Source organism: Flavobacterium bizetiae (genome assembly GCF_024271895.1).
GTDB lineage: Bacteria > Bacteroidota > Bacteroidia > Flavobacteriales > Flavobacteriaceae > Flavobacterium > Flavobacterium bizetiae.
Genome location: NZ_CP091861.1, coordinates 5,612,577 through 5,629,754, shown reverse-complemented (window position 1 = coordinate 5,629,754; position 17,178 = coordinate 5,612,577). Strand labels below are relative to the sequence as shown.

The window sequence follows — 17,178 nt, the reverse complement described above, 5'->3', positions numbered from 1 at the left end:
TGCTTTAGAATATCAAAGGATATGTTTTGCAAGGTAGCTTATTAATTAACGTCAAGAACCACGAAATAGTCTTATGAGTTTGGTGATTTTATATTACTATTTGATGTTTTAGTATCTTTTTGTATCTCATATTTCAAATATATTTGTGAATCGTATTTATATTTTAACAAATAAATTATGTTTCTCAAAAAAATATCATTTTTGATTTCGTTTTTACTGATTTCAATCGTTTCGAGTTCACAAAACAAAACCAATACTTTCTTATATCAGGGTCGTGTTGAAAAACTCCCCGATAACAAGGTGGTTTTAATAGGAACAGCTTCATCGGTTTCTTTTAATTTTACAGGAAATGAATGTTCGATTGCATTGCAAAGTGTAGATTCGTGGGAACATCATAATTATGTTTCACTGGTTTTAGACGGGAAATATATAGGGAAATTGAGAATCGAAAAAGGAGCAGTACAATCTTTTCCAGTAAAAATAACGTCTAATAAAAATGAACATATTTTAGAAATTTATAAAACTACAGAGGCTCATAGCGGCGGAATTTTATTTGCAGGAACTACGGCAAAACTCACTTCTATTACTGCTAAAAAGAAAAAGAAAATCGAATTTATTGGAGATTCTATTACTTGCGGAGCGGCTAGTGATCCGTCGGATATTCCGTGCGATAAAGGAGAATATTTTGATCATCATAACGGATATTATGCTTATGGTCCAGTACTTTCGAGGGAAATTGGTGTTGATTATTTGGTGAGTTCTGTTTCGGGAATTGGAATGTACAGAAATTGGAACGACGAGAATAAAGAAGAAGGAATTATGCCAGACGTTTATCCGAATTTATATTTGACGAAAGACAATTCTAAGCCTAAATACGATTTTGCTTTTCAGCCTGATATTATCAGCATTGCATTAGGGACGAATGATTTTTCTGGCGGAGATGGCAAAAAAGAACGTTTGCCTTTTAATCCTGAAAAGTACGTTTCGAATTACATTAACTTTATTAAAATGTTGTACCAGCACAATCCAAAAGCTCAAATTGTGATTACGAATAGTCCGATGATAAATGGCGAAAGAGCGATTGTTTTTGAAGATTGTCTCAATAAAGTGAAGAACGCTTTCACGGAAGATAAAATCCATAAACCCATTTTAATTTTCAAATTTAAACCCATGACTCCAAAAGGTTGTTCCGGACATCCTGATGTGGCAGATCATAAGGTTTTGGCCCATGAATATGCTCCGTTTTTAAAAAAGTTGCTAAATGAAAAATAATATATTTAAGTTTGTTTTCATTCTGATGATTTCCAGTACTATGATGGCAAACGTTACACTTCCGAATATTTTTGGCGATAATATGGTTTTACAACGCAACTCTCAGATTAAGATTTGGGGTTGGGCGAATCCAAAGGAAGAAATCAAATTGGTTTCGAGCTGGAATAATAAGGAATATAAAGTCGTTGCTAATAATCAGGCACAATGGGAATTGAATATTAAAACGCCCGAAGCCGGAGGACCTTATACTATTTCTATAAAAGGGTACAATGAAGTGATTCTTAAAAATATTTTAATTGGTGAAGTTTGGGTTTGTTCCGGACAATCGAACATGGAAATGTCGGTAAGTTGGGGAATTGATAATGGCGAAGAAGAAGCTAAAAATGCCACAAATCCCAATATTCGTTTTTTTACCGTTCCGAAATTAACGGCGACAAGTCCTCAAAATAATCTATTAGGAAACTGGGTCGAGTCGACTCCGGAAACCATGAAAAACTTCAGTGCGATTGGTTACTTTTTTGCCAAGCGCTTAAGGGAAGATTTGAAAAATGTTCCGATAGGATTGATTTCTTCGAATTGGGGCGGAACTCCGGCTGAAATCTGGATGCCGGAAGAAGTGGTTCAGAATGATTCGGTTTTATTAGAAAATGCTAAAAAACTAAACGAGCAAGAATACGGACCACGTCAACCCGGACGTGCGTATAATGCAATGATTTATCCTTTTGTGGGTTTTAAGATTGCAGGAACACTTTGGTATCAGGGAGAATCGAATGTAGGTTCTTTGGTATATGACCAAACTTTATCGGCTTTGATTACTGCGTGGAGAAAAGCCTGGAATGATGATTTTCCGTTTTATTACGTTCAAATCGCGCCTTATAAAACAGGCAGTAATAACTTCTCGAATGTTACGGTAAGAAATTCTCAACGAAAAGTATTGAAAAAAGTTTCTAAAACGGGAATGGTGCTAACAAGTGATATTTCGGATACTATCGATATTCATCCAAAAAATAAAAAATCGGTTGGGATTCGTTTGGCGAATTTGGCTTTGGCAGATACTTATAAAGTCAATTCTAATTTGGTAAATGGTCCGCTTTTTAAAGATTTTAAAGTAGATAAAAACAAAGCTATCGTTTTGTTTGATTATGCTGATGGATTGTATTTTAAGAACAAAACATCAAATCAGTTTGAAGTGGCTGGAGCCGATAGTGTTTTCTATCCTGCCGAAGCTTCGATAAAAAATAATGAAGTGATTTTGGTAAGCAAGAAAGTTGTTAATCCTGCAAAATTGAGATTTGCGTGGGGGAATACAATACAATCCGATTTGTTTAATAAAGCGAATTTACCAGCTTCTTGTTTTGTTACGGAGTAAGATGGATTTTAGATTTTAGATTTTAGATTTTTTTGCCCACGGATTTTCCTGATGTAACGGATTGGCGCTGGTTTTTTGTTTGCGTTTGTCAGGCTGAGCGGAGTCGAAGCCCCGCAAAGTGAAACATACAGTTTGTTATCCTGAGGAACGAAGGATCACACTAGAAACTCGACAAAGATTGGAGAATTACTGTGCGGAATCTCTTGTGCGATCCTTCGTTCCTCAGGATGACAAGATTGTGTTTAAAAACAAAATATCTCGTTAAGTGGTTCGCGTGAGGGATAGTAGTGAAAAGCCCACAGCCTGACGAAGGAAGTGCGAGGACTTGCAGCGAATAGCCCGATTCGCCGCGGCGAAACACGCCCAAAATATTAAACTTAAAATCTTAGTCTCTCAGCACCTTAGTACCTTAGAAAAAAACTAACCAATGAAAAATAAAATAATAACAATCGGGGTTTTTGCCCTGTTTACTGTTGGAAATATGAATGCACAAAAAAAGCCGTATCTGGATAAAAATAAAACTATTGAACAACGTATCGATTTGCTTTTGCCTTTAATGACTTTGGAGGAAAAAGTGGGGCAAATGAATCAATATAACGGGTTTTGGGATGTTACGGGGCCGGCTCCGAAAGGCGGAACGGCTGAGTTGAAATACGAACATTTGCGTAAAGGCTGGGTGGGTTCGATGCTGACGGTGCGTGGTGTGAAGGAAGTTCGTGCCGTGCAGAAAATTGCGGTTGAAGAAACGAGATTGGGGATTCCGTTGATTATAGGTTTTGATGTGATTCATGGTTATAAAACGTTGAGCCCGATTCCGTTGGCAGAAGCAGCAAGTTGGGATTTGGAAGCGATTAAAAAGTCAGCGGCAATTGCGGCTGATGAGGCTTCGGCATCTGGAATTAACTGGACTTTTGGGCCAAATGTAGACGTTGCAAATGATACGCGGTGGGGACGTGTGATGGAAGGTTCAGGAGAAGATCCGTATTTGGGAAGTAAGGTAGGTTATGCCAGAGTAAAAGGTTTTCAAGGCGAAACAATTGCTGATTTGTCCAAAGTAAATACGATTGCGGCCTGTGCGAAACATTTTGCGGCGTACGGTTATGTTGAGGCGGGATTAGAATATAATATGGTAGATATAAGTAATTCTAAATTGTATAATTCGGTTTTACCACCTTTTGAAGCGACGGTTGAAGCTGGAGTTCGTACGTTTATGAATTCGTTTAATACCTTGAATGGGGTTCCGGCAACAGGAAATGTTTTCCTGCAAAGGGATATTCTGAAAGGAAAATGGAAGTTTGACGGTTTTGTAATTTCGGATTACGCTTCCGTTCGCGAAATGATTGCGCACGGTTATGCAAAAGACGAAGCAGATGCAACGGCAAAAGCGGTTATTGCAGGTTCTGATATGGATATGGAATCGTACTTATACGTAGCAAAATTAGTGGGTTTAGTGAAGGAAGGAAAAGTAAAAGAAGCTTTGGTTGATGATGCGGTTCGTAGAATTTTGCGTGTGAAATTCGAGCTTGGTTTGTTTGATGATCCGTACAGATATTGTGATGAAAAACGTGAAAAAGCGGTTGTTGGAAGTAAAGCCAATAATGACGGTGTTTTAGATATGGCGAAGAAATCTATCGTATTGCTGAAAAACGAAAAGAATTTGCTTCCGCTAAAGAAATCCGGACAAAAAATTGCTTTGATTGGCGCTTTGGCAAATGATAAAAACAGTCCGCTTGGGAGCTGGAGAATTGCTGCAGATGATAATACAGCGGTTTCGGTTTTAGAAGGAATGCAACAATACAAAGACAATCAATTAGTTTTTGAAAAAGGTGTAGATTTATTGAAGCAAAAAGCAACTTTTTTAACGGAAACAGTTTTTAATACTACTGATAAAAGCGGATTTGAAGCGGCAAAAGCAGCCGCAAAAAATGCCGATGTTGTGGTGATGGTTTTAGGAGAATACGGTTTTCAGAGCGGCGAGGGAAGAAGCAGAACTGATTTGAATTTGCCGGGCTTGCAACAGGAATTGTTAGAGGAAATATATAAAGTAAACCCTAATGTGGTTTTGGTTTTAAATAATGGTCGTCCGTTGAGTATTCCTTGGGCGGCTGAAAATATTCCGGCGATTGTTGAAGCGTGGCAATTAGGAACTCAAACCGGAAATGCGGTTGCGCAGGTTTTATATGGAGATTACAACCCAAGTGGAAAGTTGCCAATATCGTTTCCGAGAAATGTGGGTCAGGTGCCTATTTATTATAATAAATACAGTACAGGAAGACCTGTAGATAGTGATAAAAATGTGTTTTGGTCTCATTATATGGATGTGGAAAAAACGCCTCAATATCCGTTTGGTTTTGGGTTGAGTTATACCAAATTTGATTATAAAGATTTAAAATTGAATAAATCGACTTTCGCAAAAGGTGAAAAAGTTGAGGTTAGCGTTGCGGTTACAAACTCAGGAAATTATGATGGAAAAGAAGTTGTACAGTTATATATTCATGATGAATTTGCAAGTATTGTTCGGCCAATAAAAGAATTAAAAGGTTTTGAATTAGTGAATTTGAAAAAAGGAGAAACGAAAACGGTAACTTTTACTTTAACTAATAAAGAATTAGGTTTTTATGACAATGACGGGAATTATCTTGTAGAACCGGGAACTTTTAAGATTATGGTAGGAGGAAGTTCTGATAAAGGTTTAGAAAGTGGTTTTGAGTTGAAGTAGCTAAGAAATAATCTCGCAAAGGCGCAGAGACGCAAAGTTTTTTTTGCTACTAATTTATAAAGTTTTTTCGCCACGAATTCACGAATTATTTAAACAATTCATTCGTAAATTCGTGGCGATTTTTTTGCATAGCCCCTAGCTTCAGCTAGGGGAATTAGATTGGAATAGAAAAAAGGCTTTAGCCAAACAAGCAAAGTTTGATTAAAGTATTTTGTAAGTTAATAATTATAAATATTATTTTTAATCGTTATCTTTGGGATAACTTCATTTGAAAAACAGGTGTTTACAGGTTTTTTTAAGAAGTCAATTTTTAAAGGTAAGCTGAAAACTTTACAGAGTAAGCATGATTTTAAAATAGTATTTATGGAAAGTTCTTTATTTAAAAAAGTTAGAATAGCGATTGATTATTGGTACATTCCGTTATTGATAGGATTACTTTTTGTTGGAATCGGGATTTGGTCTTTTATTACTCCTTTGGCCGCTTATTTAACACTTGCTTTTCTTTTTAGCATTTCGTTTTTGGTGAGTGGAGTTTTTGATATCATTTTTGCTCTTTCGAACAGAAAGAAAATTGATAATTGGGGCTGGACATTAGCATCCGGAATTATAGGTTTAGTGGTTGGGATATTATTGCTTTCCAATCCGTTAATCTCGATTACATTACTTCCGTTATATGTTGGGTTTGTAATTTTATTCCGTTCGATAATGGCGATTGTTATTGCTTTTAATCTAAAGAGTTACTCCGTTCCGGATTGGAAGAATCTTTTATCTTTAGGGATATTAGGAACAATCTTTTCATTTGTATTGTTATGGAATCCTCTTTTTGCAGGACTTTCATTAGTATACTGGACAGCGTTTGCTTTTATAGCATTGGGAATTTTTTACATTTATCTTTCTTTCAAACTAAAAAGAATACACGATATTCCTGAAAAAATTGATGAGTTGAAAGAAAAAATTCATTTATAGAATTTTATTAGCTATTAAATAGTTTCCAGTTTTAACTGGACGTTGATTTATACGTAAACGAAAGGGCTTTAGACAAACTTGTTAGGTTTGGCTAAAGCCCTTTTTTATTTGACTATAAATTTCCCTAGCTGAAGCTAGGGGCTATGCAATACAGGTTTAGGTTCTAATTCATTGCTAGAATGAAATTTCTATATTTTTTTTTTATGTTTTTTCGATTAGCAGCAAAAGCTAGAGTAGCAAGAATATGTTCTCGTTTTAGTTCAGGAAAATCCTCAATGATTTCTTCAATAGACATTCCGATAGAGAGCCATGAAAGAATATCAACAACACAAATTCTTGTTCCTGTAATTATCAGCTTTCCAAATCTAATGTTAGGATCTATTGAAATTATATTTTGATGCTTATTTTTCATGATTTAATATTTATAGCAATTTACAAATATTAAATGCTAATTAGGTTTGGCTAAAACTTTTTTTTATTTACATATAAATTTCCCTAGTTAAAACTAGGGGCTATGAAAAAAAACTGATGCGAATTTTGAAGCAATTCATTCGTGAATTCGTGGCAAAAAAACTTTGCGACTTAGCGTCTTTGCGCGATTAAAAAAACACAATTTTTCGGATTATAACTTTTGATATTTTTCTATCTTTAAAACCTATAAAACTTTCAACCATTAAACTAAAACAATGAAATATAACAGATGCGGAAGAAGCGGATTATTACTTCCTGAAATTTCTTTAGGATTGTGGCATAACTTTGGGTCGGTCGATAATTTTGAAAACGCCGAAAGTATTGCTGTAGAAGCTTTTGATAAAGGAATTACCCACTTTGATTTGGCAAATAATTACGGACCAGTTCCAGGTTCTGCAGAAACTAATTTTGGTAAAATTCTTTGGCACAATTTCCAGGGAAATTTACGTGACGAAATCATCATTTCTACCAAAGCAGGTTACACAATGTGGGACGGGCCTTATGGAGATTGGGGTTCTCGCAAGTATTTATTATCAAGCTTAGATCAGAGTTTGAAACGCATGAAAGTCGATTATGTCGATATCTTTTATTCGCATCGCCCAGATCCGGAAACGCCAATAGAAGAAACTATGATGGCGCTTGATTATGCCGTAAGAAGCGGAAAAGCGTTGTATGTTGGAATCAGTAATTACTCAGCAGAGCAAACTCGTGTTGCGGTTGATGTTTTGAAACAATTAGGCACGCCATGTTTGATTCATCAGGCAAAATATTCAATGTTAGAACGTTGGGTAGAAAACGGTTTATTGGATGTTTTGGAAGAAAAAGGAGTGGGCTGCATCGCATTTTCACCTTTGGCACAAGGACTTTTAACAGACAAATACCTGAACGGAATTCCTGATAATTCCAGAGCGCATAATCCAAACGGACATTTGAAAGAAGATGAGGTTACTCCCGAACGTATTAATAAATTAGTTCAGCTAAACGAAATTGCACAAAATCGTAATCAATCTTTGGCACAAATGGCTTTGGCTTGGTTGCAAAAAGACAAACGTATTACATCGGTTTTAATAGGCGCAAGTTCAGTACGACAATTAAATAATAATATCGATTGTTTGCAAAATCTTGATTTTACTCAGGATGAATTGAATGCAATCGAGAAAATTTTAGCATAATCTATTTCTGTAAATACAGATCGTAGAGGAGCACAGCAGTGCGTCTCTGTCGTTTATATGAAACAATAAACCCGACAGGTTTTTGAAACCTGTCGGGTTTGAAATATAAAAAGGTGTACTTTATCTATTTTTTCAATTGTAAATTATACTTCTTCACAATATCCAAAGTCGATTTATCCGAAGAAAAAACCGAATTCAATCCTTGTGGTTCTTGTGGTGGATCTGTTGTTAATGGATCTCCGGGATTCCATTTTCCGTCTTGAGTTACCGCTTTTCCTTCACCACCAAATCCCCAGAAATTCGCAGCTTGCAACGGGCCGTTATTTTTAACGCTTTCGGCAACTCTGCTAAAAATGTAATCATAAAAAACATCCCTGTTTTTTGTTGATGTCGTTGCCAGTAAACTTTCATTTTCTCTTCCTAAACCAAATTCTTCAATAATAATAGGGCGTTTTAAATTATTGGCCACTTTAATATGATCGTCAATATATTTTCCCGCATTTTCAAGAGTTGTTGGCATTGTTTTTTCGGCATTATCAGCTTTGAACCAGTTCCAGTTTTTAGGCCAGATGTGCATCGTCAAATAATCGATATTTGGATTTTTGTGCGTTCTCTCGAAGATTTCCATACTATCGTTCGAGCTGTTTTTTCCTTCAGAACCCGTCGAAACTAAATGGTTTTTATCTAAACTATCAATCAGATTTACAATATTATTCAGCCAAATCGTAAATTTCGTTTCATTTTCTACCGTAAAAAGCCTTGGTTCATTGCCCACTTGCCACGCCATAATGGTATTATCTTCGGTATATTTCTTTTTCGAATATTTATTGGTTCTGCCAATAATAAACTTTACATGATCTTCTAAAGCTTTCATACAAGGCTCACAACTATGGAATTGTTCTGTATACGCCATAAATTGCGGCCAGGTATTGGGGGCAATATTCGGAACAGGAATCGCGCCTTTACCATTCCATTCTAAATATTGCGACATTCCGCCCGACCATTCCCAGTTATTCGTCAAATACAAAACCGCATACATTTTACGTTTGCTCATTTCGTTGATCAAAAAATCCAGGCCGTCAAGCAAATCCTCATCATATTTTCCCTGTTCGTATTGCAATGCTGGACGAACCGTAAAATCGTATTTTCCGCCATCGGCACCCACGAGAATTCTCAAGTTATCGATTCCGTTTTTCTGCATCAAATCCAGTTCGCGAAGCAATCTTTTTCGGTCGCCCACTTTTTTCGAAGCTAATAAACTTCCATACCAATAATTCGTACCAATATAGGCGTAAGGTTTATCGCCTTTATAAAATTGCGTTCCCTTAACCGTAATTCTTTCCTGCGCCTGACAAGCAATTGTAGAAAGCATTAAACCGAAGACAAGAGTTTTTAGAAATCTGTTTTTCATTATTTATATTTTTAGGAGCTAATTACTTCGTCAGTCGCTATCAGGGATAGGGATTTAGGTATTCATTAGTCATTGCGAGGAACGAAGCAATCTCATGTAGTATATCCTTTTTAGTTAGTAAACGTGATTATTGTTGCTTCGTTCATCGCAATGACATACTTTATGTTACTTTGGCAATTCATAGATCTTTGGTAAAGAATTGACTAATGTTATTTTTGGCTTCGTAGCAAATGTCTTGAAATCTGCTGCATTCGAAACGGCGCCATTTGGTACAAAATAAGCATCTTTAGTATTGTTCCAAAGCATGGCATAACTAACTTCAATATCATTCGATGTTAATGCGCTGTACAAATAAGTCGAAAACCAATCTGTTATTGGCATTTTTGCATTTGTAACCTGATAACCGGTTTCTGTTAATGCTGCAATTTTTACTTTGGCTTTAGCCAAATCAGCAATTATTTTTAGTTTAGAATTGGCTTTGTTAGCACCATATTGTCCCTGATTATCAAAATCTCCATAGTTGTCCATTCCTAAAATATCTACATATTTATCACCGGGATACCTGCTTAAATAATTCGCTTCTGTAGTATACGAGTTGTCAGGCGAAAAGGCATAGAGAATATTATGAACGCCTTTACTGTTTTTTAAGTAATCAACGGTGAACTGATAAGCCGTTTTATATTCCTGAGCCGTGACGAAATTAGCACCCCACCAAAACCAGCTTCCATCAAATTCATGAAAAGGCCTGAAGATAATCGGAATCAATTCTCCTTTCGAACCTTTTAGATTTAAAAGAACACTGGCAATTTTGTCTAATTTTTTCTTATACCATTCATGATTTACTCCGCCAGGCAAAATACTTTTGAAAGCATTTGCTTTTTGATCTGCTGTCATATCGGCCGTATAAAAAGAATCTTCTTTAATTGGTTCTCTCAAATGCCAGCAAAAAGTATTGATTATTCCTTTCGCGTAAGCGGCTTTTGTAGCGATTAAAATTTTTTCTTCTTCGTGATAAAACCAGTTATCCGCCTGATTGTTATTGTTTTTATCAGTAATAAACATAAAGTCAGAGCCTAAAATTGCAGGATCAGAACCTGTATTTTTTTTGATGTCAGAATCTCCGCCGTTATCCTGATAAAAACTATTAAAAGCATCCTGCTGACCAACGGCAATTTTAGTTTTGGCAAGCTTTTTTAAATTATAAAATAAAGCTACAGTTTCTTTGGTAGCATTTGCATCGACCATGTAGGTTGCGACATTTTGCGTAGTCAACAGATCGCCTGGGTTTACAACTGGCGGTTCAATAATGATTTCAGGATCTGATTCGTCGTTTGAAGAACAGCTTGAAATTGCTAAAATCGACAGGCTTAAAAATGCTATTTTCAGAAATGTAGTTTTCATCTTTTATGTTTTAATGCGCTCAATTAATTCCAAACAAGCGCGACTATTATGATACGGACATTTCCAGAAACCGGCTTTGTCTTTTTCGATCAAAGAATAATCGCGGTTAATTCCCCAGAACCATTCTCCGTTTTCTTTGTCCAGAATGTATTTTTTTATAAACTTCCAGTTTTTGTAAACAATGTCTAAATAAGTTTCATCGCCTGTTAATTGATAAGCGTTGTAAAAACCAATTAAAGCTTCGGCCTGAACCCACCAATGTTTTTCGGCGACTAATTCATTTTTTTTAGGATCTAATTCGTACCACAAACCACCATCAGAATCAAGTCCTTCTTTTGTTGCTTCGGCCATCTGAATGGCATGTTTTTTATAATTGGCAATCAGCGTTTCATCCTCAGAAATTTCGGCACATTGCAATAAAAGCCAAGCCGCTTCGATATCATGCCCGTAAGAGCTCACGTCCGGTTTTTCGATCCAGTTTTCATCAAAAAATAAACGTAAATGACCTGTTTCGGTATTAATAAAATGTTTTTCAATCGTTTGTAATAGCTCTACAATATTGTTTTGAAGCGTTTTATCTTTCCAAACCCTGAATAAATTCGCATAAGCCTCAACAATGTGCAAGTGCGTGTTCATAGTTTTCTTTTCGTTGGCATCTTTATCGCTCAAACGCAAATCATCAATAGGTTGCCAATCTCTGGTTAAAGCTTCAAAATAACCTTTGTGCTCATTATCGTAACTGTGTTCCTGAATCTTTAAATATAAATTTATCGCTATTTCTAAAGCTTTGTCATCTTTAGCAATAGCATAATATTCAGATAATCCGTAAATAGCAAAAGCTAAAGCATAGATCTGATTTTTAGTATCTTTTGGTGTTTTGTCAGCATTGATACTCCAGAATAAACCGCCAAATTCAGCATCATAAAAATATTCCGAAAGAAACTCAAAAGCGCGTTTTGCAATCTTTTTATGACTTTCGTTTTTTGTGACTTTATAACTTGCCGAAAAACTCCATAAAATCCGGGCGTTCAAAACAGCACCTTTTTCAGTATTGGCAATGATATGATCATTAAAATCAATCTGACCAACAAAACCACCATTTTCATTGTCTAAAGTATGTTTAGACCAATATTTTAGAATAGCATCAAGTTCGTCTGATAATTCCGATTTAAGTTGCTTGAGTTGTACTGACACGGTAGATTTAAATTGTGTTGTTTTTATCGATTTGATTGATGATCGTTTTCACTGAACCTGCTGAGATAAAAGTATCTGCGGGAGTATTAACAACATAATCAACCAGTTTTTCTACAGACGAAACAGCAACATGCATTCTGGTATCAGATGATGCGTAATATACATAAACCGTTCCGTCAGTATCTTCAATCCATCCGTTTGAGAACAATACATTCGATACATCGCCAACTCTTTCGATTCCTTCAGGTCCCATAAAATGTCCTGCCGGAACGTGTGTCACTTTCGAAATATCGTTTAAATCTGTCATGAACATATAAAGCGTGTAACGCAATCCTGCAGCGGTATTACGAACGCCGTGTGCGAGATGCAACCAGCCTTTTTCGGTTTTGATAGGAGCAGGGCCAAGACCATTTTTCAATTCATAAATTGTGTGATACTGTTTTCCGAAGATGATTTTTTCATCCTTCACAACCGGATTTGTCATATCGTCAACATATCCTAAACCAATTCCGCCGCCGGCACCAACATCAATAAAACCATCTTGCGGACGTGTATATAAAGCATATTTTCCGTTTACAAATTCAGGGTGCAAAACCACATTACGCTGTTGTCCGGTATTCGAAATCAAATCCGGTAATCTTTCCCAGTTTATTAAATCTTTAGTACGTACGATTCCCGCATTGGCTACAGCCGAACTTGTATCGCTTTTAGGCGCTTTTGGATCTTTTCTTTCCGTACAAAAAATACCGTAAATCCAACCGTCTTCATGGTGAATCAAACGCATATCATAAACATTGGTGTCTGGTTCTGCGGTTTGTGGAATCACGCAGGGTTTGTCCCAAAATTTAAAATTATCGACTCCGTTTGGACTTTCCGCAATAGCGAAAAAAGATTTTCTGTCGATTCCTTCTACGCGAACTGCCAGTAAATATTTTCCCTTCCATTTCATGGCGCCTGCGTTAAAAGCGGCATTCATCCCGATCCTTTCCTGTAAAAACGGATTGGTTTTTTCGTTAAGGTCAAAGCGCCAGTTCAATGGTACATGGGCTGCTGTAACAACCGGATTTTTGTAGCGTTCGTATATACCGTTTCCGGCGTGATCCTGTGGCGCATTTTTTTGCTCGATCAGTGTTGTATGTTCTTTTTCTAATGCTACTTTTCTATCCTGAAATGTAGTCGAAGAGGCTATTGCTGTCATATAAATAGATTTCTGTATCTGTATTTTTTAATTGTTTTGGTCTCGTTTTTCGTTTAAATCCTGTTCGATTACCTGAAGTTTATTTTCGGATAACGGATAAAACAAGATAAAAGCGACTGATATTATTGCTGCAATGGCAGGAAGTATGCTTAACATTAATTGAATTCCGTTTTGGGTTACGGCGGTTTGCTCGACATTGGCCTGAAAACCATAATAGCCTAAAAGCCATCCGGTTCCGGCACCACCAATGGTCCATCCAAATTTTTGTGACATGGATGATGCAGAGAAAACCAATCCTGTTGCTCTGCGGCCTTGTTTCCATTCTGAGTAATCGGCGCTATCGGCATACATCGACCAGATTAATGGAAAAATACAACCTGCACAAATACTGATTAAAACCTGAAAGCTCATGATTAAGAACACATCTTCTTTCCCAAAGAAATAGAAAATCAAACTCAAAATTGCGGCTAATGCCATGGCACCAAAAAAGGTTTTCTTTTTACCAATTCTGTTGGCAATTGGCGTAGCAGCAATAACTCCAATGATATTGGCGGCTTGCCCTAAAACCAAATAAATAGAAGTGGGCGTCATGTGAAAATCTGTCCCGAAAAGAGAAAAATCGAAGTTCACGCTGTTACTTACATAATATTTAAAGTAATAAACGGCAGCTCCGTCACGGATAGAATTAAAAACCAATGCACCAATTCCGGCTCCCAGTAAAATCCACCAGGGTTTATTTTTTAGTAAATCTTTTAAATCTTCCTTTAGATTGTTTTGTTCGTCTGAAATTGGTTTTACCCTTTCTTTCGTAAAGAAAAAACAAGCCCAGAAAAAAACAGTTGTAATGATTCCGAAAACGGCAATTGTAGCCAGCCAGCCTGATTTAGAGTTTAGGCTTCCTCCAAAATAATTCACTAAAGGCTCAATTAACCAAAGCGCGAGAAGACTTCCTCCAAAAGCAAAAACCATTCTATAAGAAGACAAAGTATTTCTTTCTTTTCGGTCAGATGACATTACTCCCAAAAGTGATGCATAGGGCACATTGATCAGCGAATAAATCATCATCATCGCCGAATAGGTAACATAAGCATAAATTATTTTTCCTTTTTCGTCAAAATCAGGCGTATAAAAAGTCAAAACTCCGATAACGGCAAAAGGCACAGCAACCCACAAAAGGTAAGGTCTGAATTTTCCCCATTTGCTTTTTGTTCTATCGGCAATGATTCCCACGATCGGATCAAAACAAGAATCCCAGATTCGGGTAATCAAAAACATGGTTCCTACAACGGCAGGCGCCAGTCCGAAGACATCGGTATAGAAAAATAGAAGATACATACTGAAAATTTTCCAGAACATGGATGATGCAGCATCTCCTAGGCCGTAACCTATTTTTTCTTTTAAACTAATTTTGTCGTGCATTAGGCTTTTTTTAAAGGTTGTGATTTAGATTTGGTTAATTATTTTAATGTTTCTATGTGTTGAATTTTTTAGCACGCAGATAAAACGGATTTACTTCGTAAAAACGCGGATAAAAACAGATTTTATTTTGAATGCGATATCTTTAAAATGGATGTTTCTATGTATCGAATTTTTCGCTCGCAGATCTCGCAGATTTAAACAGATTTTTAATTTTTAATTTTCAATTTTTAATTTTTTCTAATGTCTTTTTCGAATAACGTCTTGTCAAGTTTATAATATTCAATAAAATCTTTCTCACTTATCTGTCCGGAATATGGCGCGTAGTAATGCATTTTTTGTTCTTTTTCCTGCCAGCCGTGGTTTCTCCAGAATAAAACATAAGAAATTTTATAATCGCCAATTGCTTTAGATAAAGTTCCTGTCCACCATTTTGGGTCTGGAATGGCTTCGTAACCTGCCTCAGCAATAGCAATTAGTTTGTGTTGTTTTTTACCAATTTCATCTATAATTTTCAGTTGGTTTTGCACTTCTGCTATGAATTTTTTACCGTCTTTATCGTCATTGTTCTGATAAGAATCAAAACTTATCATATCAGCATAATTATCACCGGGATAATTGGCCAGAAAATCTTCCTGAGAGCTGAAACTACTGGTATTATAAATGTAAATTAAATTATGAACTCCTTTTTTTTGCAAATAATTAAAAGTGAATTTCCATAAAGTTTTAAACTCGTCCGGTGTGCCATTTCCTTTTCCCCACCAAAACCATCCGCCTGTAAGTTCGTGATACGGCCTAAAAAGTATCGGAATATTTTTTCCTTTTTTATCCTTTAAGGAAAGCAGATATTTTGCGGCTTTGTCTAACCAAATTGTATATTTTTGATGGTTTTCTCCACCAGGTAAAACTGTTTTAAGTGAATTTGGTGTATTGTCCCAGGCACTTTTTCCGGTTGCAGGATTGTCAGAATGCCAGCTGATGGTTGTGATACCGCCTCTTTCATGGCTTTCTTCTATATATTGTTTCATTTTTGTAAACGGAATACCATCTATATTATCCGGACTGTCTTTTTCTAAGCCGGCAAGATCCCAGCCATACACCGCTGGATAATCGCCAACAACATCTTTTATATCACTTCTACCGTCTTCGTATTTCCAGTTTACACCATAAGCAAGATCGTCCTGATGCCCGAATAAATATCCTTTTTGAGTCAACTGATTGAGTTTTTTATATAAAGAAACCGTTTCTGGTGTTGCTTTTTTATCTGAAAGTGACAAATTAGTATTACTTATAATTTGCTGTGATGAACAAGAAGTTCCTATAAATATCGAGGCGATTAGTGTTAGTATGTTTTTTTTCATTAGGAAAATGGTTGTTTTTCAGTGTAATAAGTGTAAAAGTAACAATTGAAACAAGTCTTGCAAAACCTTAATTTTTGCAATCTGTTTATCAGTATTAATTTTTGATTAAAATTATCAAAACTTTAAAAAGATATTCTATTAAAAGTGATTAATGTTTAATATCAATATTCTTTTTGTAAAAATGATAATTCTATTTTTCAAAGATAATCGGATGTTTATCGTCTAATTAATATTATTTTATCAATTATATATCATATTATTGCAAATAAAAAAACGAATAGTACTTCCTAAAATAGTTTTTAAAGATGAGTAACACTAAAAATTTTTACAGAGAAATTGCTCCGCTTTCGGCGGGAGACAGTTTTTTGGTTTTCGACAGAGTGAAAGATAGTTTTGATTTTCCGGTGCATTATCATCCGGAATTTGAGATCAATTTTATTTTAAACGGAAAAGGAGTAAAGCGTGTTGTGGGCGATAATATTGAAGAAATAGATAATGTCGAACTGGTTTTAATTGGTCCGAATTTATATCACGGTTGGGAATTAAATAAATGTACAAGTAAAAAAATTCACGAAATAACGATTCAGTTTCATAACGATCTTTTTCATGAATCTTTATTGTCAAGACGTATTATGAATCCTATTCGTGATATGTTTAACAGATCTATTCATGGTATTTTATTTTCGAAAAAAGTAGCCGAAGAATTGACTCCAAGGCTGGTAAAGCTTTCTAAATTAGACGGTATGGATTACTTTTTAGAAATTACTTCATTGCTTTATGATTTAGCCAATTCAAGAAATCAGCGCTTGCTTTCGACTTATACGGTAGATTATGATACGTTTGATGATTACGATAAAATGAAGCTCGTGTATGAATATGTGCAGAAACATTTTGCAGAAAAAATCACTTTAGAGGATGTGGCGAATATTGCGAGTATGTCGATAATTTCATTTAATCGTTTTATTAAAAAACGCACCGGAAAAACTTTCGTTAATTATATCAATGATATCCGTATTGGGTATGCGGCACGTTGGCTTGTAGAAAAAGATATGAGCGTTTCTGAAGTAGCTTTTAAATCCGGATTTAATAACATCGCCAATTTCAATCGTAGTTTTAAGGCTATTAAAAATTGTACTCCTAGTCAATATAGAGAAGATTTTTCTGGGTTAAAACGTATTTTGTAGTGATACTTTTTTTGCACAAACAAATATTATTTTTAACGAAATCG

At 35.7% G+C, this 17,178-nt stretch carries 13 protein-coding genes; 6 read left to right on the top strand and 7 right to left on the bottom strand.

The genetic code is table 11. The annotated features are described in order from the left end of the window. The first annotated feature begins 177 nt into the window (after positions 1-177). The 4 genes from L0669_RS23105 to L0669_RS23090 all read left to right on the top strand — a co-directional run bounded on the left by L0669_RS23105 (position 178) and on the right by L0669_RS23090 (position 6,326). A complete protein-coding gene (locus L0669_RS23105) occupies positions 178-1,272 on the top strand; it encodes an SGNH/GDSL hydrolase family protein (protein ID WP_263760247.1) in 1,095 nt (364 codons plus the stop codon). Continuing rightward, positions 1,262-2,641, top strand: a complete 1,380-nt coding sequence (locus L0669_RS23100) for a sialate O-acetylesterase (RefSeq protein WP_263760245.1) — start codon at positions 1,262-1,264, stop codon at positions 2,639-2,641. The genes L0669_RS23105 and L0669_RS23100 overlap by 11 nt, the downstream gene beginning before the upstream one ends. Positions 2,642-3,068: 427 nt before the next feature. Then, entirely contained in the window at positions 3,069-5,360 is a 2,292-nt protein-coding gene (gene bglX / locus L0669_RS23095; RefSeq protein WP_263760243.1) for a beta-glucosidase BglX, read from the top strand. Positions 5,361-5,723: 363 nt separating this feature from the next. Further along, complete coding sequence (locus L0669_RS23090; protein WP_263760241.1) at positions 5,724-6,326, top strand: HdeD family acid-resistance protein; 603 nt, start codon at positions 5,724-5,726, stop codon at positions 6,324-6,326. Positions 6,327-6,489: 163 nt separating this feature from the next. Here the strand turns inward: L0669_RS23090 and L0669_RS23085 are convergent, their stop codons facing one another. Beyond that, complete coding sequence (locus L0669_RS23085) at positions 6,490-6,738, bottom strand: DUF433 domain-containing protein (RefSeq protein WP_263760239.1); 249 nt, start codon at positions 6,736-6,738, stop codon at positions 6,490-6,492. Between the two features lie 274 nt (positions 6,739-7,012). On the opposite strand from L0669_RS23085, the gene mgrA reads away from it, so the two are divergent. Beyond that, the gene (gene mgrA, locus L0669_RS23080) at positions 7,013-7,969 is read left to right on the top strand and encodes an L-glyceraldehyde 3-phosphate reductase (RefSeq protein ID WP_263760237.1); all 957 of its coding nucleotides are present in this window, start codon (positions 7,013-7,015) and stop codon (positions 7,967-7,969) included. A gap of 124 nt (positions 7,970-8,093) precedes the next feature. Here the strand turns inward: mgrA and L0669_RS23075 are convergent, their stop codons facing one another. The 6 genes from L0669_RS23075 to L0669_RS23050 all read right to left on the bottom strand — a co-directional run bounded on the left by L0669_RS23075 (position 8,094) and on the right by L0669_RS23050 (position 15,950). Beyond that, positions 8,094-9,380: a glycoside hydrolase 5 family protein gene (locus L0669_RS23075; protein ID WP_263760235.1), complete on the bottom strand. Its 1,287-nt coding sequence runs from the start codon at positions 9,378-9,380 to the stop codon at positions 8,094-8,096. A 165-nt stretch (positions 9,381-9,545) separates the two neighbouring features. Next, complete coding sequence (locus L0669_RS23070) at positions 9,546-10,781, bottom strand: glycoside hydrolase family 26 protein (protein ID WP_263760233.1); 1,236 nt, start codon at positions 10,779-10,781, stop codon at positions 9,546-9,548. A 3-nt stretch (positions 10,782-10,784) separates the two neighbouring features. Next, positions 10,785-11,975, bottom strand: a complete 1,191-nt coding sequence (locus L0669_RS23065; protein ID WP_263760231.1) for an AGE family epimerase/isomerase — start codon at positions 11,973-11,975, stop codon at positions 10,785-10,787. 7 nt (positions 11,976-11,982) lie between these two features. Then, the gene (locus tag L0669_RS23060; protein WP_263760214.1) at positions 11,983-13,173 is read right to left on the bottom strand and encodes a glycoside hydrolase family 130 protein; all 1,191 of its coding nucleotides are present in this window, start codon (positions 13,171-13,173) and stop codon (positions 11,983-11,985) included. Positions 13,174-13,200: 27 nt separating this feature from the next. Then, positions 13,201-14,592 carry an MFS transporter gene (locus tag L0669_RS23055; protein WP_263760212.1) on the bottom strand — a complete coding sequence of 464 codons (1,392 nt, stop codon included), beginning with the start codon at positions 14,590-14,592 and terminating at the stop codon, positions 13,201-13,203. A gap of 227 nt (positions 14,593-14,819) precedes the next feature. Continuing rightward, positions 14,820-15,950, bottom strand: a complete 1,131-nt coding sequence (locus L0669_RS23050; RefSeq protein ID WP_263760210.1) for a glycoside hydrolase family 26 protein — start codon at positions 15,948-15,950, stop codon at positions 14,820-14,822. Between the two features lie 305 nt (positions 15,951-16,255). Here L0669_RS23050 and L0669_RS23045 point away from each other — a divergent pair, with 305 nt between their 5' ends. After that, the gene (locus tag L0669_RS23045) at positions 16,256-17,134 is read left to right on the top strand and encodes an AraC family transcriptional regulator (protein WP_173971080.1); all 879 of its coding nucleotides are present in this window, start codon (positions 16,256-16,258) and stop codon (positions 17,132-17,134) included. Positions 17,135-17,178: the final 44 nt, after the last annotated feature.